The sequence below is a fragment of the Arthrobacter sp. CAN_A1 genome, assembly GCF_015751665.1.
GTDB lineage: Bacteria > Actinomycetota > Actinomycetes > Actinomycetales > Micrococcaceae > Arthrobacter_D.
The window spans coordinates 88,882-111,655 of the sequence record NZ_JADOUR010000008.1; the positions used below are offsets into that span (position 1 = coordinate 88,882).

Consider the following 22,774-nt stretch of genomic DNA (forward strand, 5'->3'; position numbering starts at 1 on the left):
TTCCTTAACCCCTTGCCGAATCCAGTGCGGTCTGAACTGTTTCGAGGAGCTCTTCCCAGCTCACCACGAACTTGTCCAGGCCTTCAACCTCCAGTTGCTCAACGACCTCGACGTAGGAGATGCCGATGTTCTCGAGGGCGTTGAGTACCGAGTTGGCGTCGTCGTAGGTCCCGGTGATGGTGTCGCCGGTGATGACGCCGTGGTCGGCGGTGGCTTCGAGGGTCTTCTCCGGCATGGTGTTCACCACACCGGGGGCCACCAGTTCGGTGACGTACAGGGTGTCCGGCAGGTTGGGATCCTTGACTCCGGTGGAGGCCCAGAGTGGTCGCTGACGCCGGGCTCCGGCGGCGGCGAGGACCTCCCACCGTTCCGTGTCGAAGAGCTCGTCGTACACCTGGTAGGCGAGCCGTGCGTTGGCGAGCCCGGCCTTGCCCTTCAGCGCGGTTGCCTCATCGGTGCCGATGGCGTCAAGGCGCTTGTCGATCTCGCTGTCCACGCGGGACACGAAGAAGGAAGCCACCGAGTGGATGGTGGAGAGGTCGTGCCCGTTTTCCTTCGCCTGTTCGATGCCCAGCATGAAGGCGTTGATAACGGCCCGGTAGCGTTCCAGCGAGAAGATGAGCGTGACGTTGACGCTGATCCCCTCGGCGATGGTCGCGGCGATCGCCTCAAGGCCCTCGACCGTGGCAGGAATCTTGATCAGGACGTTGGACCGCTGCACCTTGGCGTGGAGGCGCTTCGCTTCGGCGATGGTGCCCTCGGTGTCTTTCGACAGGCGCGGGTCAACCTCGATCGAGACGCGGCCGTCGACGCCGCCCGTGCTCTTCGCGGCGGCAGCGAAAATGTCGCAGGCCTGGGCCACGTCGTGGGTGGTGATGTCAAAGACTGCGTCGTTAACCGGGGTGTTGGCGGCAGCGAGGGCCTCGACCTGCGTGGCGTAGGATTCGCCCTTCTGCAGGGCTGCGGCGAAGATGCTCGGGTTGGTGGTTACACCCACCACGTTGCGGTCTTCGATCAGGTGCTTGAATGCTCCCGAGTTGATGCGCTCCCGTGAGAGGTCGTCGAGCCAGATGGATACGCCTGCGGCTGAGAGGTCTGCCGTGGGGGTGGAAGTCATAGGTAGTCTCCTTGAATTGTCGACGATTACTGCTGGTCGCCGGTTTCGGATGATGAGGGACCGGACCAGGCCGGTGTGCCGTTGGGCGCGCGGTGGTTTCCGGCGACGGCGATGGAGTCGCGGGCGGCCTGGACCACCGCGTCGGCGGTAATCCCGAACTCGGTGAACAGCCGCTTGTAATCCGCTGAGGCCCCGAAGTGTTCGAGCGACACTGACCTGCCGGCGTCGCCAATCAGTTCACGCCAGCCCAACGCCACGCCGGCCTCCACGGAGACCCTCGCTGTGATGTCTCCGGGAAGGACCGATTCACGGTACGCCTCGTCCTGCCGGTTGAACCACTCAAGGCTGGGCATGGAGACCACGCGGGCGTTGATGCCCTCCGTCTGCAGGGTGGCGCGTGCCTCGACCGCCAGCTGCACCTCGGACCCGGTGCCGATCAGGATGACGTCGGGGGTTCCGCTGGCCGCTTCGGCCAGGACATAAGCGCCCCTGGCGGTGCCCTCGGCTGAGCCGAAGGTCTCGCCGTCGGCGGCTCCGGTTCCACGCGCATAGGTGGGGATGTTCTGCCGGGTCAGGACTATGCCCGCTGGGTTCCCGGTGTTCTCCAGGATGGTGCGCCAGGCGACAGCCACCTCGTTCGCGTCACCGGGGCGGACGACGTCGAGTCCCGGGATCGCTCGCAGTGCCGCCAGCTGCTCCACCGGCTGGTGGGTGGGGCCGTCCTCGCCGAGACCGATGGAATCATGGGTCCAGACGTAAATGGAGGGGACGCCCATCAGGGCACCCAGCCGGATGGCTGGCCGCTGGTAGTCGCTGAAGATCAGGAACGTCCCGGAGAAGGCCCGCGTGCTGCTGTGCATGACGATGCCGTTGACGATCGCCGCCGCCGCATGCTCGCGGATGCCGAAGTGCAGGACCCTGCCGTAGGGGTTGCCCTGCCAGGTGTCGGTCTGCTTGCCGGCGGGGATGAACGACGGGGACCCTTCGATGGTCGTGTTGTTCGATTCCGCCAGGTCGGCGGAGCCGCCCCACAACTCGGGGAGGACAGGGCCGATGGCGGACAGCACCTTGCCCGACGCTGCCCGGGTGGAGACGTCCTTGCCTGCTTCGAAGGTGGGCAGGGCGTCGTCCCAGTTGTCGGGGAGGGTCCGCGACGCGATCCGGTCCAGGAGCGTGGCGTTGGCCGGGTTAGCCTGCCGCCAGGCGCTGAATGACTCTTCCCAGTCGGCGCGGAGAGCCTGCCCGCGGTCGGTGACCTGCCGGGCATGCTCGAGCACCTCGGGGGCGACGTCGAAGTGCTTGGCCGGATCGAGGCCGAGGGTCTCCTTCAGGGCAGCCACCTCGTCGGCGCCCAGCGCCGACCCGTGGATCTTGCCGGTGTTCTGCTTGGTCGGCGCTGGCCAGCCGATGATGGTCCGCAGGGACACGATGGAGGGCTTGCCGGTCTCGTCCCGTGCCGCGGTCAGCGCCCGGTACAGCTCCTCGATGTCCTCGACGTACTCGCCGGTTTTGGTCCAGTCGACACGCTGGACGTGCCAGCCGTACGCCTCGTAACGGCCCAGCACGTTCTCAGTGAAAGCGATGTCGGTGTCGTCTTCGATGGAGATGTGGTTCTCGTCGTAGAGCACCACGAGGTTGCCGAGCTCCTGGTGCCCGGCCAGGGACGAAGCCTCAGCCGTGACGCCTTCCTGGAGGTCGCCGTCGGATGCAATGACCCAGACGGTGTGGTCGAACGGGCTTTCCCCGGCCGCCGCGTCGGGGTCCATCATGCCGCGCATGCGGCGCTGCGCGAACGCGAAGCCGACTGCGGAGGCCAGGCCCTGGCCGAGGGGACCGGTGGTGATTTCGACGCCGGCAGTGTGGCGGTACTCGGGGTGCCCGGGAGTCTTGGAGCCCCAGGTGCGCAGGGACTTCAGGTCCTCCAGTTCAAGGCCATATCCGGAAAGGAAAAGCTGGATGTACAGGGTCAGTGAGGTGTGGCCCGGTGACAGGACGAAGCGGTCGCGTCCCGTCCATTCAGGCTGGGAGGGGTCGTGCCTGACCAGTTTCTGGAACAGCAGGTAGGCGGCGGGGGCCAGGCTCATCGCCGTGCCGGGATGACCGTTACCCACCTTCTCCACAGCGTCCGCCGCCAGCACGCGGACAGTGTCCACCGCGCGGTTATCCAGGTCGGTCCAGGTCAGTTCTTGCGTATCAAGCTGCGGCACGAAACCTCAGCCCCTCTCTGTGCTCCACGACCAGCGCCGCGGCGCCCGCGTAGGACTGGCGATTGCCGTCTTTGCGCACCGAACCAGCTGGCCGTTCACCGTTGTAAAGTCTGCATTCTGGCTACCCGCCCCCGCGTCCGCCGGCGTCTAGCAGCAGATACGGGCTGGGCATTACCATCACCCTATCGCTTTGGGCTGTTTTTCAAATTCAAAGTCCACATCGTGACGTGACGAGTCACCCGGGGCGGACGGCGGCCGGAATTTCTACACGCCGTAAAATCTGTGGGGGAGGGGACGGTATGATGAGAGAGGACTTTCCCCCCAGCAGAAACGGCAGTGTTACCTCGTGAAGACCGAGCAGGATCCGCGCCTCGCCAGCACTACGGGCACCAGTACGGGTTTCAAACGCAAAGCCAAGGCTTATCTTGCCCTGACCAAGCCTCGAGTCATCGAGCTATTGCTGGTCACCACCCTTCCCACCATGATCTTCGCCCAGGGCGGTTTGCCCGGGGTCTGGCTGATCATTTCCACCATGGTGGGTGGCGCCCTAGCCGCAGGAAGCGCCGGCTCCTTCAACTGCTATATCGACCGGGATATCGACAAGGTGATGCACCGGACGGAGAAGCGGCCCCTGGTGACCGGCGAGGTGACCCCCCGTGAAGCTCTGATCTTCTCCTGGGTGCTCGGCGTCGCGGCCATCACTGTCCTCTGGTTCGGCGCTAACCCGTTGGCTGCCGGTCTCGGCGTGGCAGCGATCTTCTTCTACGTCGTCGTGTACTCGCTGATCCTCAAGCGCCGCACCCCGCAGAACATTGTCTGGGGCGGTGTCGCAGGGTGCATGCCCGTGCTGATCGCCTGGGCTGCGGTCACCAACACGGTGGAGTGGCCCGCCATCGTCCTCTTCCTCATCATTTTCCTGTGGACGCCGCCACACTACTGGCCGCTGTCCATGAAATACAGCGACGACTACAACGCGGCGAAGGTCCCCATGCTGGGAGCCATCGCTGGGGCCCGGGTCGTCTCCGTCCAGGTGGTCCTCTACGCCTACGCCACCGTCGCCTGCTCCCTGCTCCTGATCCCGGTGGGCGGAGCCGGTTGGGTGTTCACCGTTGCAGCTGTCGCGGCGGGGATCTGGTTCCTGTCCGAAACGCACAAGCTGCACACCTCGGCCGTCCGGGGCACTGTCACCGACAAGGGCTCCATGAAGGTCTTCCACGGCTCGATCAGCTACCTCACCGTCGTGTTCCTGGCGCTGGCCATCGACCCATTCATCGGCGGCCCGGTCTTCTAGCCGCCCGCCGTCGGCTCCTGTTGTCGGTGGCTGCCTGACCTCAGGGAGTGCGGCTAGCATGAGCACATGGTGTTCAACGGTCTTATCGCGTACCCGGTCACTCCCTTCCATGAGAACGGTGACGTCAACTATCCAGAGCTCACGTCGCTGGTGTCGTCACTGGCGTCGTCGGGGGTCGACACCATTGCGGTTCTTGGCTCGTCGGGAAGTTTTGCCTACCTGAGTGTCGCTGAACGCTCGAAGGTCGCGGCAACAGCCGTTGACGCCGCCCAGCAGGCCGGCAGCGGGGTCCCCGTGGTGGTGGGCATCAGTTCGGTCGGTACCCGGGAAGTACTCGACGCCGCCCGCGACGCTGAGCGCGCCGGCGCCGCTGGAGTGGTGCTGTCGCCCGTGTCCTACGTTCCGCTGAACAATGACGAGGTTGCCGCGCAGACGGCCGCCGTGTGCGATGTGACGTCCTTGCCTATCTGCCTCTACAACAACCCCGGCACCACCCAGTTCCACTACGACCTGGAGCTGGTCGCCGAACTCCTCGCCCTGCCCAACGTGCAGGCGTTCAAGGACACCGCCGCGGACGTGGTCGGGTTCCGGCAACGCTACGACCGGCTTCGGTCGCTGACCGACCAGCCGTTCAGCCATGGGCTCAGTGGTGACTTGCTGATCGCGTCGGGAGAGGTGGCCGCCGATGCCTGGCACACCGGTCCGGCGGCGCTGCTCCCACTGGCGTACACCGAGTTCCGGGCGGCAGTGCTCGCCGGGGATGCGGCACGGATCGACGAGTCGCGGCGGCTTTTGCTGCCGGTGGTGCAGGCGGTCCTGCGGTTGCGGAAACTGAGCGGCCTCCATTCCCTCGCGAAGGCCTGCGGTGTCGACGCCGGCGAGCCGCGGCTGCCGGTGCTACCCGTCCCCGGCAGCGAACAGCGCGACCTCGCCCGACTGGTTGATGCCCTTGAGGTTACCGGCCGTCTCTGAGGGCGGCGTGTCCAGAAGAAGTGGACAAGCCGTTCTCCGGCTCCGGTGATACCCGGTCCTGGCGGTTGACTGCCAGGTACAGGGCGTTGGCCATCGCAGCGGTCAGCACCGATGCACCCAGCATGTGCAGCGCCACCAGCGCGACCGGCAGGTGCAGGAAGTGCTGGAGGTAGCCGATCGCTCCCTGCGCCAGAACCACAGCAGCGAGGAGGACCACCGCCTGCCGCAGCCGGGGTGCAGCCGACTCCCGGTACACGAGCACCAGCGAGACGACGACGGTGAGGACCAGTAGGTAGACGGGCGCCGCATGGATCCGGGTCATCAGGTCGGGGTCGAGGTTGTTCCGGGCCGCACCGGCGTCGCCGGCGTGGGGTCCGGAACCGGTGACAATGACACCGAGGAAGACGGTGACCGCGGTGAGCGCTGCCGCGGCGGTCAGGATCTGGCGCAGTAGCCGAGATCCGAGGGGAGCGTCTGAGCTCGACGCCTGGCCGGTGGTGAGCCTGACCCGGTTGACCAGGACGGTGGCCAGCACAATCAGGACCATCGACACGATGAAGTGCCAGCCCACCACCCACGGGTTGAGCTGCGTCAGGACGGTGATGCCGCCGAGGATGGCCTGGGCCGGGATGCCAGCGGCGAGGGCAAGGGCGAGCCGGAACAGGTCTTTGCGTTCCTTGCGCATGTTCCAGAGGGACACCACCATGGCGATGGCGATGGCGGTCAGCACGAAGGTCAGCATCCGGTTGCCGAACTCGATCACCCCGTGGATGCCCATCTCCGGGGTGTTGACGATCGAGGTGGAGGTGCACCTCGGCCATTCGGGGCAGCCCAGACCTGAAGCGGTCAGCCGGACGGCGCCGCCGGTCACCACAATCATGATCTGGGAGACCAGGGAAGCGATCGCCAGCCCGCGGACCAGCCGGGTGGTGGTGTGCGGCAGCTTCGCGGTGATGCGGCGCCAGCCGGTGGGTGCGGTCTGTGTCATGTGTGCTAACTCCATTTGAACCAGCGAATGGCGGCGAGGCTGGACAGGACAGCCCATCCCGCCAGGATGAGGAACGCAGGAAGGTTGAATGCCCCATCGATGAGCGCCGACCGTAATCCGTCACCCAGCGCCGACGACGGCAGGAGGTCGACGAACGGGCGGATCGACTCGGGCAGCAGGGTACCCGGGAGGACAATTCCGCCGGCAACCGCCAGCAGAATCCACACCAGGTTGGTGACCGCGAGGGTGGCCTCGGGGCGCAGGGTCCCGGCCACGAGAAGACCGAGGCCGGTGAACGCGGCGGCGCCGATGATGAGCTGGGCCAGCCCGATCAGCAGTCCTGTCGGGTCGGGGCGCCATCCCAGCAGGGCGGCCGCGCAACCGATCACCACCAGCTGAACCGCCAGGACCACGACGACGCCGAGGGCCTTGCCGAAGATCAGGCCCGGTTTGCCCAGGGGAGTGGTGGAAAGGAAACGCAGCACCCCGTAGCGGCGGTCGAAGCCGGTGGCGATGCCCTGGCCGGTAAACGCAGTGGACATGGCGCACAGGGCGATGATACCCGGGGTGGCCGCGTCGATCCTGCTTCCCGCCAGGCCGTCGAGGAACGGCGTGAGCACCAGCACCACGAGGCCGAGCAGCGGCAGCGCAATCGCGAGGACCAGCTGTTCTCCATTGCGGAGCATGGACAGCGCCTCATAACGGCCCTGCAGGAGGATGCGCCTGGCTAACGGTGCGGCAGTACTCATCGGATCTCCCTGCCGGAAATGTCAAGGAACACGTCTTCAAGGGACCGCGGTTCCATGGTGATGGAGACAGGCAGGATTCCCTCCTGTTCCCACCATCGTGCCATCGAGGTCAGATCTGCCGGAGTGAAGCAGCCTGCCACCGAGTACCGGCCCGGCTCGGTTTCGCGAAAGGTCAGGGCCGGGAACGAGTCGGCGGGGAGGGTGAGGCTGGGGGCGGCCTGGAAACGGAGGTCGCGGTAGGTGTCGCCGGCGTCGTCGGCTGTCAGGTCGGCTACGGTGCCGTGCGTCACTGTGCGCCCGGCGTCGAGGATATAGACGTAGTCGGCAAGCTTTTGGGCGTCGTCGAGCAGGTGGGTGGTGAGAATGATCGCCAGCCCCTCGGCACGCAGTTCACGGATCAGCTCGAATACGATGGTGCGCGACTGGGGGTCCAGTCCGGCGCTGGGTTCGTCGAGGAAGAGGACCTCGGGGTTGCCGATCAGGGCGCAGGCCAGCGCGAGCCGCTGCTTCTGTCCACCGGAGAGCCGCCGGATCCCGGTCGTGGCATAGGAGGTGATGCCCAGCCGGTCGGCGAGTTCGGCCACCGGCCGGGGCGAACCGTACATCGCTGCCACATGGTTCAGGAGCGCCAGCGGCCGGGCCGACGGCGGGAGCCCGCCTTCCTGCAGCATCACTCCCACCCTGCTGCGGAGTGCCGCGCCGGCATTGAACGGGTTCTCCCCGAGTAGCCGGACTGTCCCACTATTGGGGCGCTGCAACCCCTGGGCGCATTCGAGGGTGGTGGTCTTTCCCGCACCGTTGGCGCCCAGGAGCGCCGTCACCTGTCCGGGGTAGGCTCGAAGGTGGACGCCGTCGAGCACCCTGACCATTTTGCCGTCGAGTGCGGAAACGGGTCCAAAGTCCTTGACGAGCGCAGTAACTTCCAGCGCGGGAGAGGGGTTTGGCACTCAATTATTCTACGGCATGTAGTAGGTGCATCCTCCCTTGACGGGCGGGCGCTGGGTAGCCTCACCTTACTGGCAGTGGGGAACAGATTAGGACATGATTGTGTTGTCTATTCAGTGGACGCAGAACTTCTGTGGACGCAGAACTGTGGCCCGGAATCCGGAGGAGGCGACATGAGCCAGTCATACCCAACCAGTACCGTTCCGGCTGATGCACGCCCGGCCGACGTGTTCCGCCCCCATGAGGCCGAAGACCGGACCCGCAGCAAGGTGCTCGCCGCAGTGCTTGAGCACGGCCCCGTCAGCGCTGCCGAACTGGGCGAGCGGCTGGGATTCACTCCCGCGGCAGTGCGGCGCCACCTCGACGCCCTCTCCCGCAAACAGCTCATTGAAGTCAAACTCGTCGGTAACCCCTCATCGGGTGCCGGCCGGCCCGCACGCCGCTACGTGCTCAGCCAGCGGGGGCAGACCGAGTTGGGGACCGATTACCTGTCGATCGCCAAGGCCGCCCTGGCCCAGCTGCAGGACGTGGCGGGCCCGGACGCCGTCGAGCAGTTCGCCCGGACCCGGTTTGCCGAGATGGAAACCCGCTACCGTCCCCTAGTGGAAGCCGCCGGCGCGGATCTTGAAGACCGTGCCAAGGCGCTGGCCAGCGCCCTCACCGCTGACGGATTTGTCGGGTCCACCACTGTCGTGGGCCGAAACGCCCCCAACGCAGCCATGCTGGCCGTCCAACTCTGCCAGGGCCACTGCCCGGTGCAGGAGCTGGCCGCTGAATTCCCCTCCTTCTGCGACCAGGAGACCGAAGTGTTTTCCCGGCTGCTCGGCGTCGACGTGCGGCGGCTTTCAACGCTCGCCCGCGGCGGTCACGTCTGCACCACCCATATTCCTGTGGGCCGGGTCACTCCGGCCCCCGCCGGGGTAGACACCCCCGGGACCGAACCGACCGTATCCATCCATCAGTAAGAAAGGCCGTGATGACGGATCAAGTAGACCAGAAGACAATGGCTGAGCCAGCCGTTCCTGAGGCAGTTATCAGCGACATCCTGGAGCGCAACCCCGAGCTCGAAGGCATCGGTAACTACGCTTTCGGCTGGTCCGACAAGAACGACGCCGGCGCCAACGCCAAGCGGGGTCTCAGCGAAGAGGTGGTCCGTGACATCTCGTCGAAGAAGGACGAGCCCGAGTGGATGCTTGATCTGCGCCTGAAAGGCCTCAAGTACTTCGACCGGAAGCCCATGCCCGCCTGGGGCGCCGACCTGTCCGGCATCGACTTCGACAACATCAAGTACTTCGTGCGGTCCACCGAGAAGCAGGCTGGCAGCTGGGAAGAACTCCCCGAAGACATCAAGAACACCTATGAGAAGCTGGGCATCCCCGAGGCCGAGCGTAACCGCCTGGTCTCCGGCGTCGCAGCCCAGTACGAGTCCGAGGTGGTCTACCACCAGATCAACGAGGAACTCGAACGCCAGGGTGTCATCTTCATGGACACCGACACCGCGCTGAAGGAACACCCCGAATTCTTCGAGGAATACTTCGGCTCCATCATCCCGGTGGGCGACAACAAATTCGCCTCGCTGAACACGGCCGTCTGGTCCGGTGGCTCGTTCGTCTACGTGCCGCCCGGCGTCCACGTCGAGATCCCGCTGCAGGCCTATTTCCGGATCAACACCGAGAACATGGGCCAGTTCGAACGCACCCTGATCATCGCTGATGAGGGTTCCTACGTGCACTACATCGAGGGCTGCACCGCCCCGATCTACACGTCGGACTCCCTGCACTCCGCGGTCGTCGAAATTGTGGTGAAGAAGGACGCCCGCGTCCGGTACACCACCATCCAGAACTGGTCGAACAACGTCTACAACCTGGTCACCAAGCGGGCCATCGCCCATGAGGGCGCCACCATGGAGTGGGTTGACGGCAACATCGGCTCGAAGGTCACCATGAAGTACCCGGCCGTCTACCTGGTGGGGGAGCACGCCAAGGGCGAAACCCTGTCCATCGCCTTCGCCGGCGAAGGCCAGCACCAGGACACCGGTTCGAAGATGGTCCACATCGCACCGAACACCAAGTCGTCGATCATCTCCAAGTCGGTAGCCCGGGGCGGTGGACGCGCCGCATACCGTGGGCTGGTCCAGGTCAGGGAGGGTGCCACCCACTCGGCCAACACGGTGCGTTGCGACGCACTGCTGGTCGACACCATCTCCCGGTCCGACACGTACCCGTATGTCGATATCCGTGAGGACGACGTCACCATGGGCCACGAGGCAACCGTCTCGCGGGTCAGCGAAGAGCAGCTGTTCTACCTGATGTCCCGCGGCATGCCCGAGGACGAGGCCATGGCGATGATCGTGCGTGGGTTCATTGAGCCCATCGCCCGTGAACTCCCCATGGAGTACGCGCTTGAACTGAACCGCCTGATCGAACTCCAGATGGAAGGGGCCGTGGGCTGACAATGGCTGAAGCTACCCAGTTGGACGCGCCAGCGTCCGCAGAAAAAATTGCCATTGATGGTTTCACCGAAGAGGGCGAAAACCTTTCCCCGTTCAACGAGGGAACCATCCAGCACGGCGCCAAGAAGCACAGCCACGGCGACGCCCCGGTCATCCCCGAGGCGTCCCGCGGCGAGCGGCTCAAGTCCTACAAGCTGGCCGACTTTGCGCCGCTGAACGGCCGCGAGGAAGACTGGCGGTTCACGCCGCTCAAGCGCCTCCGCGGGCTGCACAACCAGCCGCTGACCGGCCAGGGCCCCACGGTCGAGGTCACCGGTGCCGGCAACGTCACCGTCGAGACGGTGGGTCGCGACGACTCCCGCATTGGCTCCGCGTCGATCCCCGATGACCGGGTCTCGGCGGCAGCCTGGGAAGCGTTCACCGAGGCGACAGTGGTGACCATCCCGGTGGAAACCATCGCCGACGGAGACATCCACATCGCGATCAATGGCGTGGATGAGAGCCCTGCCGCGCAGCACCTGATCATTACGGCCGAGCGGTTCTCGAAGGCCGTGGTGGTCCTCGACCACCACGGCAAGACCACCCTTGCGCAGAACGTTGAGATCGTCGTCGGTGACGGCGCTGAACTCACCGTCGTCAGTGTCCAGGAATGGGACGACGACGCCGTCCACACCTCCACCCAGCAGGCGAAAATCGGCCGGAACGCGAAGTTCAAGCACGTGGTCGTCAGCCTGGGCGGAGACCTGGTGCGGATGACGCCGTCGTCCCTGTTCACCGGGCCGGGCTCCGAGGTGGAGATGTATGGACTGTACTTCGCCGACGCCGGGCAGCACCTTGAACAGCGCCTCCTGGTGGACCACGCCGTCCCCAACTGCAAATCCCGCGTCACGTACAAGGGCGCACTGCAGGGCCAGGACGCCCACACCGTCTGGGTGGGCGACGTGCTGATCCGCAAGGAAGCCGAGGGAACCGACACCTACGAAACCAACCGGAACCTGCTGCTCACCGACGGCACCCGCTCCGACTCGGTGCCCAACCTCGAGATCGAAACCGGTCTCATCGAGGGTGCCGGCCACGCCAGCGCCACCGGGCGGTTCGACGACGAGCACCTGTTCTACCTGATGGCCCGCGGCATCGACGAGAAGACCGCCCGCCGCCTGGTGGTCCGCGGTTTCCTCAACGAGGTCATCCAGCAGATCAAGGTGCCAGCGCTTGAGGAACGGCTGACCGACGCCGTCGAGCGGGAACTCGCGGCAGGAAACATCTGATGGCTGACGCACCGAAGGGCGAGCTGGTCTGCAATGTCAACGACATTGAGGTCCGGCAGGCCCTGCGCATCCTGATCGACGACTACCCGGTAGCCGTGGTGAAGGACTCCGAGGGCGCCATCCACGCGCTCGGGGACACCTGCTCGCACGCCGACATCTCCCTCTCCGAGGGTGACGTCGAGGGGTGCGTCATCGAGTGCTGGGGACACGGGTCGCAGTTCGACCTGCGCAGCGGCGCCCCGCTGCAGCTGCCGGCCTACGAACCGGTCCCCGTGTTTGCCCTGGAAATTCATGGCGACGAGGTCTACGTGGATATCACCACCGTCACCAACGGTGCTGCCGTCCCGGACCTCGGCTAACCACCACACACTTTTCGACTACTCAGCTCGACCACAGACTGCACACCCTGCCTGAGGCAGGGCGCGAAGGAGAACCACAGATGTCCACTCTTAAGATCACTGACCTCCACGTCAGCATTGAGACGGAGCAGGGGGTCAGGAAGCAGATCCTCAAAGGGGTCAGCCTGACCATCAACACCGGCGAGTCACACGCCATCATGGGACCCAACGGTTCCGGCAAGTCCACCCTCGCCTCCACGATCGCCGGTCACCCCCGGTACCTCGTGGACAGCGGAACTATCACCCTCGACGGTGAGGACGTTCTCGCCATGAGCGTCGACCAGCGTGCCCGCGCGGGTCTGTTCCTGGCCATGCAGTACCCGGTCGAGGTACCAGGCGTCACCATGACCAACTTCCTGCGCACCGCCAAGACGGCCCTGGACGGCAAGGCTCCGAGCCTGCGTCACTGGACCAAGGATGTCAAGGAAGCGATGTCGCAGTTGCGCATCGACGCCGACTTCGCCCAGCGCAACGTCAACGAGGGCTTCTCCGGTGGCGAGAAGAAGCGTGTCGAGATCCTTCAGCTCGAGCTCTTCAAGCCCCGCTTCGCCATCCTCGACGAAACCGATTCAGGTCTTGACGTCGACGCGCTGAAGGTGGTCTCCGAAGGCGTGAACCGCGAGCACTCCAAGGGTGGAATGGGTACCCTGTTGATCACTCACTACACGCGGATCCTGCGTTACATCAAGCCCGATTTCGTGCACGTGTTCGTCGACGGCAGGATCGCCGAGCAGGGCGGCCCTGAGCTGGCTGAACGCCTGGAGGCCGAGGGCTACGACCGCTTCGGAACCCCCGTTTCAGCTTCAGTTGACGCTCCAGCCGGCGCCTAGGTTCGCCAGCATTTGAGCTCGGTACCACTTCGAGAAGGTAGAGAACAATGAGTGAAGTGAATGCGGGACAGACCGCAATCGACGACGTCGAGGAAGCCCTCAAGGATGTGATTGACCCCGAGCTGGGCGTCAACATCGTTGACCTGGGTCTCCTCTACGGCCTGAAGTACGCCGACGACGGCGCCCTGCTGATCGACATGACGCTCACCACGGCGGCCTGCCCGCTGACCGACGTCATCGAGGAGCAGGTGGGTCAGTCACTGGACGGAGTCGTCGATGACTGGCGCCTGAACTGGGTGTGGATGCCGCCCTGGGGTCCGGAGAAAATCACCGAAGATGGTCGCGACCAGATGAGGGCCCTCGGGTTCAACATCTAGGCCCGTCCACCACCTAGGACGCCGCACTCGAAAGCGGCATTCGCAGCAGAAAACGGCAGCCGCGCCAGGTATATCTGGGGCGGCTGCTGTTTTCTGCTGCGCTAGCCGATTCGGGACGCGCCGGGAACGTCCTCGGGACTCGACTCCCCAAGGCCACGGGCGGCCAGGGCCTCACCGGTCTGGTGGGCGTAGGCGACAGCGCCGACGACGACGGGGATCACCAGGGCACGCGGGTTGCGTTCCAGGCCGCGGGCCTTTGCCGCGTCCCGGACGTCAGCCACCGAACCGACCAGGTAGGGCAGGCTCCTGACCATCAGGGCCAGCGTCAGGCCGAACCGTTCGGGGTCAGCTCCCACCCGCCGGAACGGAACGGCCAGGGCAACGAGGCCATCCAGCAGCCGCTGTCCCTCGGTGGTGAGCGTGAGCAGGCGTGCCGCCAGCAGGCACGTCGTAATGTTCCCGACCAGCTGTAATGCCGGCTGCGGGCCGTTCACGATCACCTGATACCCGCCGAGGATGACCAGCATCGGCCAGACCGGAGCCAGCGGCCGCCACAGGTGCACCGGCGGCAGCCGGGCGCCGAGAAGATAGCCGGCCACCACCAGCAGAAGGGCAGCGCCGGTGAGCGCCGGCGTGTTTACCAGCAGGACGCTGGTCGACAGGAGCAGGACGGCAAGGCCCTTCGTCCACAGGGGAGCCCGGTGGAGCAGGGAATCACCCTCCACATAGGTGCCGAGCAGGCTGGCGTGCCCCCTCACGGACTGGTATCCGGCAGCGGCGTCTCAAAGTGGAGGCCACGGTACCTGTCGATCGCCGCCCGGGGGGCGCCGTCGAACACCAGGCGACCGGCGTCGATCACCAGCACCCGGTCGCTGTCAGCAGCGAAGTCGAGGTCATGGGTGGTGAAAACCACCTGCTGGTCCAGCGTGCGGAACAGGCTACGGACCCGCCGCTCGTTGCGCAGGTCGAGGAGGGTGGTCGGCTCATCGGCAACGAGGATGGCGGGGTTGACGGCGAGCACGGTGGCCAGCGCCATCAGTTGCCGTTCCCCGCCCGAAAGGTCGTAGATGCTCTGATCGGCCCGCGGGGCAAGCCCGAAGCGATCAAGCACTGCCAGGGCAGCGGACCGCCGATCGGCGGGGTTGCGGATGGTGGCACGGAGGGACAGCTCTACATCCTCCCGGCCCGTCGGCATCACCAGTTGCGACAGGGGATCAGTGAAGACAAACCCGACGCGCTGCCTGACCGCCCGGCCCGCTTTCATGGTGTTGAGCCCGTCCACCAGGACGCGTCCGGCGGTCGGCGTGATCAGTCCGTTGATGAGCTTGAGCAGCGTCGACTTCCCCGACCCGTTGGCGCCGATCACGGCAATCCGGCGCTCGGAGAGGGTCAGGGTGAGCGGCTCAAGAATCTGGCGGGGCTGGCCGGGTCCGTCGACGCTCACTGCCGCGCCGTCGAAGTCGATCATCGTGGGAGCCGGCTTCCCTGGCTCAGCGGGTGGATGCGGGTGCCGGGGCAGCGGGCCGCTGGCGGCCGCCGATCAGCCGGGGGAACGCGCGATGCACGCTCAGCCCGATTGCCGCGGCCACAAGGTTCTTCAGCACGTCTCCGGGCAGGTAGATGGCGTCTGCCAGGACCGCGGTCACGAAGTCCAGCTTGCCGTTGATCATCAGCCCTGCGATTCCCAGCGGGTGGATAACCAGCAGGCTGCTGACCATGCAGGCTCCGAAAAGGGCGGCGTACCGGAACCGTCGCACCCGGGTTAGAACCAGGCGGGCCAGGAACCCCGCGACGACCGCAGCAAGTGGGAAGGCAATCAGGTACCCGGCGGACGGCCCAGCGAGCACTCCAACACCGCCGGTGAATCCGCTGAAGATCGGCAGCCCAGCCAACCCGACCAGCACATAGAGGGCGACGGCGGCTCCACCGCGCGCTGGACCGAGCACAATTCCGGTCACCATCACCGCGAGTGTCTGGAGCGTCACAGGCACCCCGAGCGGCCCGGCGGGGATAGCAGGTAGGATTGCTAGAGCGGCCACCATGGCCGCGAAGACCGCGATCAGCGAAAGATCCGTGGCATTCCAGCGGTGCCTGGTGTGGGTGGCATCATCCGCAGCGGCCGTCGCAGGAACCTGATTTTTCAGACGCATGGTGGCTCTTCCTGTTAGTTATCGACAACAGTGTGCCGTCACTTACTGAGATTAGTGCCAGCGGTTTCTATTTCGCTTGTAGGTTTCCTACAAATTTAGGCATCCAGCAACCATCCGATGTTGCGGACCCGTTCCATTGAAAGGCCACGGCATTGATTACCGTCTCGAACTTAGAGCTGCGCGCGGGAGCGCGCCTGCTTATGGATGCGGTGTCATTCCGTGTTGACCGCGGGGACAAGATTGGGCTGGTGGGCCGTAACGGCGCCGGCAAGACCACGCTGACCCGGGTCCTGGCCGGGGAGGGCCTGCCCGCCGGTGGCACCGTCACCAGGAAGGGTGAGATCGGGTACCTGCCCCAGGACCCGCGCACGCCGAACATGGAGCAGCTGGCGCGGGACAGGATCTTGTCCGCCCGGAACCTCGACGTCGTCGTCACCAAGCTGCGCGCCGCCCAGGAAGACATGGCGAGCGAGAACACCACGGTGCGCGATAAGGCGATGGCACGCTATGACCGGATCGAGGCTGAGTTCCTGGCGCACGGCGGGTACGCCGCGGAAGCCGAGGCAGCAGCCATTTCCTCGAACCTCGCCCTGCCGGACCGCATCCTCAACCAGCCACTGTCCACCCTGTCCGGTGGCCAGCGGCGGCGTGTCGAGCTGGCGCGGATCCTCTATTCGGGTGCTGAGACGATGCTCCTCGATGAGCCCACCAACCACCTCGACGCCGACTCCATCACCTGGCTGCGCGAGTTCCTGAAGAACCACCAGGGCGGCCTGATCGTGATCAGCCACGATGTGGACCTGCTGGAGGCGACGGTGAACAAGGTGTTCCATCTGGACGCCAACCGCGCCACCATCGACATCTACAACATTGGCTGGAAACGCTACCTGCAGCAGCGGGAGACTGACGAACGCGCCAGGAAGCGGGAGCGGGCCAATACCGAGAAGAAGGCCCAGGTCCTCATGGATCAGGCCAACAAGATGCGCGCCAAGGCCACCAAGGCGGTCGCCGCGCAGAATATGGCGAAGCGTGCCGAGCGGCTGCTGGGCGGTCTTGAGGCGGTCCGTGCACAGGATCGCGTCGCCGCCCTGCGGTTCCCGGAGCCGTCACCGTGTGGAAAGACTCCGATGACCGCCGAGGGACTCAGCAAGTCCTACGGTTCACTGGAAATTTTCACCGACGTCGACCTGGCCATCGACCGCGGATCGAAGGTAGTGATCCTCGGACTGAACGGTGCCGGGAAGACCACCCTGCTGCGGATGCTTGCCGGCGTCGACAAGCCCGACACGGGCGAGGTCATCCCCGGGCACGGCCTGAAGGTCGGCTACTACGCCCAGGAGCACGAAACCCTTGACACCGGGCGCACCGTGCTGGAGAACATGCGGTCGTCCGCCCCGGATATGAAGGATGCCGAAGTGCGCGGCGTCCTCGGTTCCTTCCTGTTCACCGGCGACGACGTCGACAAACCCGCCGGTGTGCTCTCCGGTGGCGAGAAGACCCGATTGGCCCTGGCAACGATCGTTGCGTCCTCAGCCAATGTGCTGCTGCTCGATGAACCGACCAACAACCTCGACCCGGCCAGCCGCGCCGAAATCCTTGGTGCGCTGCGCAACTACAGCGGCGCCGTCGTTCTGGTCAGCCACGATGAGGGTGCCGTCGAGGCGCTCAACCCCGAACGGGTGGTGTTGCTGCCCGACGGCGTCGAGGACCTGTGGAGCGACGACTACCTCGACCTGGTGACGATGGCCTAGAAGCCCCGCGCGTCGAGGTAGGCGTCTTCTTCTTCCTCGGCGGTGGGGCGGCGTTGTCTCCGGGCTGGCGCCGCCGACACGGTCCCGTTGGCTTCTGCAGCATCCTCGTCGTCGGACCGCTGCTGTTGCCGGGCAGCGTATCCGAAGCCCACGAACAGCAAACCGCCAAAGGCGAACCACTGCATCGAGTAGGACAGGTGAGGTCCGGCGTCCAGCGACGGCCGGGGAAAGATCTGCGGCGAAGTGGCAGGGGCCGGGCTTTCGGCTGACATCAGGCCATACGAGCCGTCCTGGACGTCATAATCGACCACCTCGGAGTAGCGGGCGAGGTTGATGGAGGCGATCTGCCCGTCCGGCGCGCCACGGTCGAGCTGCGGCTCGCCGGGTTTGATCCGGGCAGTTACCGTCACCTCGCCATCCGGTGGCTGGGGGAACGCGTCGGGGCGCCCCGCCTCGTCATTGCCGATGGGCAGCCACCCCCGGTTGATGATCACTGCCGACCCGTCAGCCAGTCGGAGCGGCACCAGCACCTCGTAGCCTGGCCGTCCGCTGAAGGGCCGGTTGCGCACCACCAGTTGGTTGGCCGTGTCGTAGGTGCCGGTCAGCTCGACGGGCAACCATTCCTCGGCGGGGTCAAACGACCGGAAATCCGCTGAGCCTGCCTCGTAGGGAACTGCCGGCTGGTCATAGTTGGCTTCGATCCGTTCGATCGTGTCGGCCAGCTGGTCACGGCGGTCCAGCTGCCACATTCCCAGGGCGCTGCACGCCATTGCCAGGACAGCGACCAGCGCCAACCAGCCCAGCCAGCGGGGCGAGAAGAGGAAACGGTACATCTAGGCGGTCTTCCCAGCTGCATCACCGTGGAGGGGAAGGGTTTCCTTCCACAGGCCACGGGTCTGGAGGTAGTCCTCCAACCAATCGCGGTGCTCCCCGCAAGCCACCCACACCTTCCGCCGGTCGGGCGTGTGGATCTTCGGGTTATTCCAGAGCAGCTGCCAGATAGCGGGTAATTTGCAGGCCTTGCGGGAGCAGACGGCGTCGGCCTCCCTGTCGGTCGGCTCCGGGGAGGCAGGGTTGAGCTGCTGCAACTGGTCGAGAAGGTTCATGCGGTGGGAAGGCCCTTGTCGTGATGAATGGTGTCATGGCGAATATCGTCGTCGGCGTCCTGGTGGTGGCCGGTAGCGCGGTGGGTGTCGCCACCGCTTCCGGTGACGGGGTCGTCGTCGATAATTTCGCCCTGCAGTATATCGTCAGCGGGCTCCGGCGATTCAGCCGGTCTCGGTGGCTCCAGCGCAGTGAGGGGGACATTGTCGATCAGCGATTGGCTGTGCGGGAGATCGCTGGTGTCGGACCCGCCATTGGCGAAGATGACCGCGAAATAGGGGAGCACCACGGCTCCGGCAATCATCACCCACTGCAGCCAGCCTTCAACGAAAAACACCAGAACGATGCAGACGAGCCTGATGCCCATCGAAATTGAATACTTGATCATCCGCCCGCGGATTTCATCGCTGTGCGGATTTCGTGCGTCGGTAATGCTATGTACGTCTGCGTTGTGCCGGATCTGCTTGCTCATCACACTCCAAGGGACCTCTCCATTGTCTCACCCAGTGACCTACTTGTTAAAAGCCTGGGAGGGTCCGAAGGTTCCCGGGCGCATTCTTGCAGTTCAGCGGGTGCCAGCTAGGATCGGCAGGGATACTTGAAGCAATGATTCTGGAGGAATCCGTGGCAGAGGCCCAGCAGGGACGCAGTGTTTTGGTAACCGGAGGCAACCGCGGCATTGGCCTTGCCATTGCGCGGGCGTTTGTGGAGAACGGCGACCGGGTGGCCATCACCTACCGCAGCGGGGAGGTCCCCGAGGGGCTCCTCGGGGTGAAAGCCGATGTGACGAGCGAGGAGCAGATCGATGCCGCCTTCACCGCCGTCGAGGAAGCCCACGGTCCGGTGGAGGTCCTGGTAGCCAACGCAGGCATGACCCGGGACACACTGCTGCTCAGGATGAGCGAATCGGACTTCACCGACGTGATTGACACCAACCTCACCGGCGCGTTCCGCGTGATCAAGCGGGCGTCGAAGGGAATGATCCGGCTCCGCAAGGGCCGCGTGGTCCTGATCTCCTCGGTGACCGGCCTGTACGGGGCACCGGGCCAGATCAACTATTCGGCGTCGAAGGCGGGCCTGATCGGCATCGCCAGGTCGCTCACCCGCGAGCTCGGTTCCCGGGGGATCACCGCCAACGTGGTGGCTCCTGGCTTCATCAATACGGACATGACTGCCGAACTGCCCGAGGACATGCGCAAGAACTACCTCGCCACGATCCCCGCACGGCGCTTCGCTGAGCCCACCGAGGTGGCCAACGTGGTGCGGTGGATTGCCAGCGACGAAGCCGCCTACATCTCCGGGGCGATCATCCCCGTTGACGGCGGCCTCGGCATGGGCCATTAGCGACACTGGCTGTCTAATCTCTACCTTTCATCACCAAGAGTTCACCGACTAAGAGGAGTACCCCATGGCTGCGCTGGATGGCACAACTGCAATCGTCACCGGATCATCACGCGGAATCGGGGCTGACGTCGCGAAACTGCTCGCCGACCAGGGTGCCGCCGTCGTCGTCAATTACCGCCAGAAGGCACCCCGTGCCGCGAAGGTGGTGGCGGGGATTGAGGCTGCAGGAGGGAAGGCGGTCGCTGTCGGGGCCGATCTGACCACCGCAGAGGGATCGGCGGCCCTGATCACGGCAGCAGTGGACTCCTTCGGGGGGCTGGGGCTGCTGGTCCTGAATGCGTCGGGCGGCATGGAGTCCGGTGTCGAGGAAGATTACGCGCTGAAGCTGAACCGCGACGCGCAGGTCAACATGCTGAAGGCGGCGATGGAGGTGATGCCAACGGGTTCCCGCGTGGTCTTCATCACCAGCCACCAGGCCCACTTCATCAACACCGTTCCCACCATGGAGGCCTATGAGGCGGTGGCCCGCAGCAAGCGCGCGGGTGAGGACGCCCTCCGCGAGCTGCTCCCGGAGCTGGAGGCCAAGGGCATCACGCTCGTCGTGGTGTCGGGTGACATGATCGAGGGAACCGTGACAGCGACCCTGCTGGACCGGGCCACCCCGGGCGCCATCGAAGCGCGTCGCGAGCAGGCCGGTCGGCTGTACTCGGTTGCGGAGTTCGCCGCCGAGATCGCGAAGATGGCCACCGCCGACGTTCCGAGCGGCCACACCGAGTATGTCGGCGGCTACGAGTACTTCACGAAGTAGCCCACCTTCACCCAACACCCCTGCGCCCCAACCCCTTTGGGTTGAGTCAGCAGATATGACGTGTTTCTGGCCGGAAACCGGTCATATCTGTTGACTCACCCCGGGGGTTTGACGCGACCCCCAGGGACTCGACCCCGGGGGATTGAGGCGGGGATTTGGGGTTAGTGGCGGGTAAAGTGCCTCACCACGTCCAGGAAAGGCAGGTCGACGGCGACGTCGGCTGCCTCCCGCACCGCTGGCTTCGCGTTGAACGCCACCCCGAGCCCTGCTGCCGCAAGCATGTCGAGATCGTTGGCGCCGTCGCCGACGGCGATGGTCCGCTCCATCGGCACGTTCGCCTCCTCGGACCAGTGCCGCAGCCAGCGTTCCTTGGCGGCGCGGTCCACCACCGGCCCAACCACCTCACCCGTCAGGTGTCCATTGCTGACGCCCAGCAGGTTCGCCTCGGCGTAGGTCAAGCCCAGATGCGCGGACATCGGGTCAAGCAGTTGGGAAAACCCGCCCGAAACGGCCGCCACGGCATGCCCAGCCGCCAGATAGGCCCGCACCAGGTCCTCCGCACCGTCGCTGAAGTCAATCGTCGCCCCCACCTCGGCGAGGACGCCCACCGGCAGCCCCTTGAGCACCGCCACCCGGGATCTGAGGCTCTGGGTAAAGTCAAGCTCTCCGCGCATCGCGGCGTCCGTGACAGCTGCCACCTCAGCTTCCTTCCCGGCGTGGGCGGCCAGCAGCTCGATGACTTCCTGGCGGATCAGTGTCGAATCGACATCCATGATCAGCAGCTTCCGCCCTTCACCGACCAGCGGGGGAGGGACGACGGCGCAGCCCAGACCGAGCGAAAGGTGGGGTTGCACTGCCTGCCGCAGGTCGGCGGCGCTGCCGTCGAAGGAGACGAACACCGTGGACGCCTGGAAGCGGGAGGTGCCCGCGTTTTCCAGTTCAACGATCCCGGCACCGGTGTTCTGGACGGCACCCTGGACGGCGATCAGGAAGTCATCGGGGAGTTGCACCCCGTAACTGACGACACCGAATTCCCTAGGCATATTCCTCCACTTTCACCATTCATCCCCACTTGCAGCACGGTCAGCGCCTTTCAGCCATTATCGCCGGGCACCGGTCGGCCCCCGAAATTGTTGTCCGGCTCCGCCGCCGCCCTCCCGCGCGCCGGACCACCACCGTTTCGCGTTTGCCCCGGTATTTGGCCTAATGTCTAGTGCTATGAGCGATGTTCTTGAGTTAGCTGGGGTAAGCCTCGTCCGGGGCGGCAAGACGCTGTTGGACAGTGTGGACTGGCAGGTCAAGGATGGCGAACGCTGGGTGATCATGGGCCCCAACGGCGCTGGCAAAACCACGCTGCTGCAGGTCGCCGGAGCACGTATCCACCCCACCCGGGGGGTTGCCGGCATTCTCGACGAAGTACTCGGCGCCGTTGACGTCTTCGAACTGCGGCCCCGCATCGGACTCGCCTCAGCCGCCCTCGCCTCCCAGATTCCCGAGCATGAGACAGTGCTGAACGTGGTCATCACCGCGTCGTACGGCGTGACTGGCCGGTGGCGTGAACAGTATGAAAAGCAGGACGCCCGGCGGGCGCTTGGTCTGCTCGATGCCTGGGGAATGTCCACCTTCATGAACCGACCGTTCTCCTCCCTGAGCGAGGGTGAACGGAAGCGCGTCCAGATCGCGCGTGCCCTGATGACCGATCCCGAACTTTTGCTCCTCGACGAGCCCGGTGCGGGTCTCGACCTGGCTGGCAGAGAAGACCTGATTACCCGGCTCGCTGCCCTGGCCCAGGATGAGGAAGCGCCGGTCATGATCCTGGTCACCCACCACCTCGAAGAGGTGCCACCAGGATTCACCCACGCCATGCTGCTGCGCGACGGCGGGGTGGTTGCCTCCGGCCCGATTGAAACAGTTTTCACGGAGGAGCACCTCAGCGCGGCCTTCGACGTACCCCTCGACGTGCGCCAGCAGGACGGTCGCTACACGGCGGTCGCCCGCTCCCGCGCGTAACGGCCGGGAAACC

Annotated in this window: 24 protein-coding genes; 12 read left to right on the top strand and 12 right to left on the bottom strand. The window is 65.4% G+C overall.

The genetic code is table 11. From position 1 onward, the window contains the following. Positions 1–4 precede the first annotated feature (4 nt). Together tal and tkt are read right to left on the bottom strand one after the other, a co-directional pair. Positions 5–1,117: a transaldolase gene (gene tal / locus IWX62_RS10905; protein ID WP_196841445.1), complete on the bottom strand. Its 1,113-nt coding sequence runs from the start codon at positions 1,115–1,117 to the stop codon at positions 5–7. 26 nt (positions 1,118–1,143) lie between these two features. Further along, positions 1,144–3,324 carry a transketolase gene (tkt, locus tag IWX62_RS10910; RefSeq protein WP_196841446.1) on the bottom strand — a complete coding sequence of 727 codons (2,181 nt, stop codon included), beginning with the start codon at positions 3,322–3,324 and terminating at the stop codon, positions 1,144–1,146. Positions 3,325–3,670: 346 nt separating this feature from the next. Here tkt and IWX62_RS10915 point away from each other — a divergent pair, with 346 nt between their 5' ends. Further along, positions 3,671–4,615 (top strand): heme o synthase, encoded by a 945-nt coding sequence (locus IWX62_RS10915; protein WP_196841447.1) that lies wholly within the window; start codon positions 3,671–3,673, stop codon positions 4,613–4,615. Between the two features lie 66 nt (positions 4,616–4,681). Then, positions 4,682–5,587, top strand: a complete 906-nt coding sequence (locus IWX62_RS10920) for a dihydrodipicolinate synthase family protein (protein WP_196841448.1) — start codon at positions 4,682–4,684, stop codon at positions 5,585–5,587. Here the strand turns inward: IWX62_RS10920 and IWX62_RS10925 are convergent. From IWX62_RS10925 to IWX62_RS10935, 3 genes are read right to left on the bottom strand one after another with little or no spacing between them, the layout of a single operon-like run. Then, positions 5,571–6,575, bottom strand: coding sequence for a COX15/CtaA family protein (locus tag IWX62_RS10925; protein ID WP_196841449.1), 1,005 nt, complete (start codon positions 6,573–6,575; stop codon positions 5,571–5,573). The genes IWX62_RS10920 and IWX62_RS10925 overlap by 17 nt on opposite strands. Before the next feature lie 5 nt (positions 6,576–6,580). Beyond that, complete coding sequence (locus IWX62_RS10930) at positions 6,581–7,324, bottom strand: ABC transporter permease (RefSeq protein ID WP_196841450.1); 744 nt, start codon at positions 7,322–7,324, stop codon at positions 6,581–6,583. Next, positions 7,321–8,271 (bottom strand): ABC transporter ATP-binding protein, encoded by a 951-nt coding sequence (locus IWX62_RS10935; RefSeq protein WP_196841451.1) that lies wholly within the window; start codon positions 8,269–8,271, stop codon positions 7,321–7,323. Before IWX62_RS10935 ends, IWX62_RS10930 begins: the two co-directional genes overlap by 4 nt. Positions 8,272–8,442: 171 nt before the next feature. Between IWX62_RS10935 and IWX62_RS10940 the strand changes: the two genes are divergently transcribed. The 6 genes from IWX62_RS10940 (at position 8,443) to IWX62_RS10965 (ending at position 13,594) form a co-directional block, all read left to right on the top strand. Then, positions 8,443–9,234: a helix-turn-helix transcriptional regulator gene (locus IWX62_RS10940; RefSeq protein WP_196841452.1), complete on the top strand. Its 792-nt coding sequence runs from the start codon at positions 8,443–8,445 to the stop codon at positions 9,232–9,234. Between the two features lie 11 nt (positions 9,235–9,245). Next, positions 9,246–10,721 carry a Fe-S cluster assembly protein SufB gene (gene sufB, locus IWX62_RS10945; RefSeq protein WP_196841453.1) on the top strand — a complete coding sequence of 492 codons (1,476 nt, stop codon included), beginning with the start codon at positions 9,246–9,248 and terminating at the stop codon, positions 10,719–10,721. Positions 10,722–10,723: 2 nt separating this feature from the next. Beyond that, positions 10,724–11,989: a Fe-S cluster assembly protein SufD gene (gene sufD / locus IWX62_RS10950; protein ID WP_196841454.1), complete on the top strand. Its 1,266-nt coding sequence runs from the start codon at positions 10,724–10,726 to the stop codon at positions 11,987–11,989. Next, positions 11,989–12,348 carry a non-heme iron oxygenase ferredoxin subunit gene (locus IWX62_RS10955; RefSeq protein WP_019483810.1) on the top strand — a complete coding sequence of 120 codons (360 nt, stop codon included), beginning with the start codon at positions 11,989–11,991 and terminating at the stop codon, positions 12,346–12,348. The genes sufD and IWX62_RS10955 overlap by 1 nt, the downstream gene beginning before the upstream one ends. A gap of 80 nt (positions 12,349–12,428) precedes the next feature. Next, the gene (sufC, locus tag IWX62_RS10960) at positions 12,429–13,217 is read left to right on the top strand and encodes a Fe-S cluster assembly ATPase SufC (protein WP_196841455.1); all 789 of its coding nucleotides are present in this window, start codon (positions 12,429–12,431) and stop codon (positions 13,215–13,217) included. Positions 13,218–13,264: 47 nt separating this feature from the next. Beyond that, complete coding sequence (locus tag IWX62_RS10965; protein WP_196841456.1) at positions 13,265–13,594, top strand: metal-sulfur cluster assembly factor; 330 nt, start codon at positions 13,265–13,267, stop codon at positions 13,592–13,594. Between the two features lie 101 nt (positions 13,595–13,695). Here the strand turns inward: IWX62_RS10965 and IWX62_RS10970 are convergent, their stop codons facing one another. From IWX62_RS10970 to IWX62_RS10980, 3 genes are read right to left on the bottom strand one after another with little or no spacing between them, the layout of a single operon-like run. Continuing rightward, positions 13,696–14,352, bottom strand: a complete 657-nt coding sequence (locus tag IWX62_RS10970) for an energy-coupling factor transporter transmembrane component T family protein (RefSeq protein WP_196841457.1) — start codon at positions 14,350–14,352, stop codon at positions 13,696–13,698. Beyond that, positions 14,349–15,062, bottom strand: coding sequence for an energy-coupling factor ABC transporter ATP-binding protein (locus IWX62_RS10975; protein WP_196841458.1), 714 nt, complete (start codon positions 15,060–15,062; stop codon positions 14,349–14,351). The genes IWX62_RS10970 and IWX62_RS10975 overlap by 4 nt, the downstream gene beginning before the upstream one ends. A gap of 22 nt (positions 15,063–15,084) precedes the next feature. Next, the gene (locus IWX62_RS10980) at positions 15,085–15,744 is read right to left on the bottom strand and encodes a biotin transporter BioY (protein WP_196841459.1); all 660 of its coding nucleotides are present in this window, start codon (positions 15,742–15,744) and stop codon (positions 15,085–15,087) included. Positions 15,745–15,896: 152 nt separating this feature from the next. Here IWX62_RS10980 and IWX62_RS10985 point away from each other — a divergent pair, with 152 nt between their 5' ends. Next, a complete protein-coding gene (locus IWX62_RS10985) occupies positions 15,897–17,495 on the top strand; it encodes an ABC-F family ATP-binding cassette domain-containing protein (RefSeq protein WP_196841460.1) in 1,599 nt (532 codons plus the stop codon). On the opposite strand, the gene IWX62_RS10990 is transcribed toward IWX62_RS10985, so the two are convergent. From IWX62_RS10990 to IWX62_RS11000, 3 genes are read right to left on the bottom strand one after another with little or no spacing between them, the layout of a single operon-like run. Continuing rightward, on the bottom strand, positions 17,492–18,328 hold the full coding sequence (locus IWX62_RS10990; RefSeq protein ID WP_196841461.1) for an SURF1 family cytochrome oxidase biogenesis protein: 837 nt from the start codon (positions 18,326–18,328) through the stop codon (positions 17,492–17,494). The genes IWX62_RS10985 and IWX62_RS10990 overlap by 4 nt on opposite strands. Further along, a complete protein-coding gene (locus IWX62_RS10995; protein ID WP_333483369.1) occupies positions 18,329–18,601 on the bottom strand; it encodes a hypothetical protein in 273 nt (90 codons plus the stop codon). After that, positions 18,598–19,071, bottom strand: a complete 474-nt coding sequence (locus IWX62_RS11000) for a DUF3099 domain-containing protein (protein WP_196841462.1) — start codon at positions 19,069–19,071, stop codon at positions 18,598–18,600. The genes IWX62_RS10995 and IWX62_RS11000 overlap by 4 nt, the downstream gene beginning before the upstream one ends. A gap of 134 nt (positions 19,072–19,205) precedes the next feature. On the opposite strand from IWX62_RS11000, the gene IWX62_RS11005 reads away from it, so the two are divergent. Beyond that, positions 19,206–19,943: a beta-ketoacyl-ACP reductase gene (locus IWX62_RS11005; protein WP_196841463.1), complete on the top strand. Its 738-nt coding sequence runs from the start codon at positions 19,206–19,208 to the stop codon at positions 19,941–19,943. A gap of 64 nt (positions 19,944–20,007) precedes the next feature. Then, entirely contained in the window at positions 20,008–20,751 is a 744-nt protein-coding gene (locus IWX62_RS11010; RefSeq protein ID WP_196841464.1) for an SDR family oxidoreductase, read from the top strand. 161 nt (positions 20,752–20,912) lie between these two features. On the opposite strand, the gene serB is transcribed toward IWX62_RS11010, so the two are convergent. Then, positions 20,913–21,794, bottom strand: a complete 882-nt coding sequence (serB, locus tag IWX62_RS11015) for a phosphoserine phosphatase SerB (RefSeq protein WP_196841465.1) — start codon at positions 21,792–21,794, stop codon at positions 20,913–20,915. 175 nt (positions 21,795–21,969) lie between these two features. Here serB and IWX62_RS11020 point away from each other — a divergent pair, with 175 nt between their 5' ends. Continuing rightward, positions 21,970–22,761 carry an ABC transporter ATP-binding protein gene (locus IWX62_RS11020; protein ID WP_196841466.1) on the top strand — a complete coding sequence of 264 codons (792 nt, stop codon included), beginning with the start codon at positions 21,970–21,972 and terminating at the stop codon, positions 22,759–22,761. Positions 22,762–22,774 lie beyond the last annotated feature (13 nt).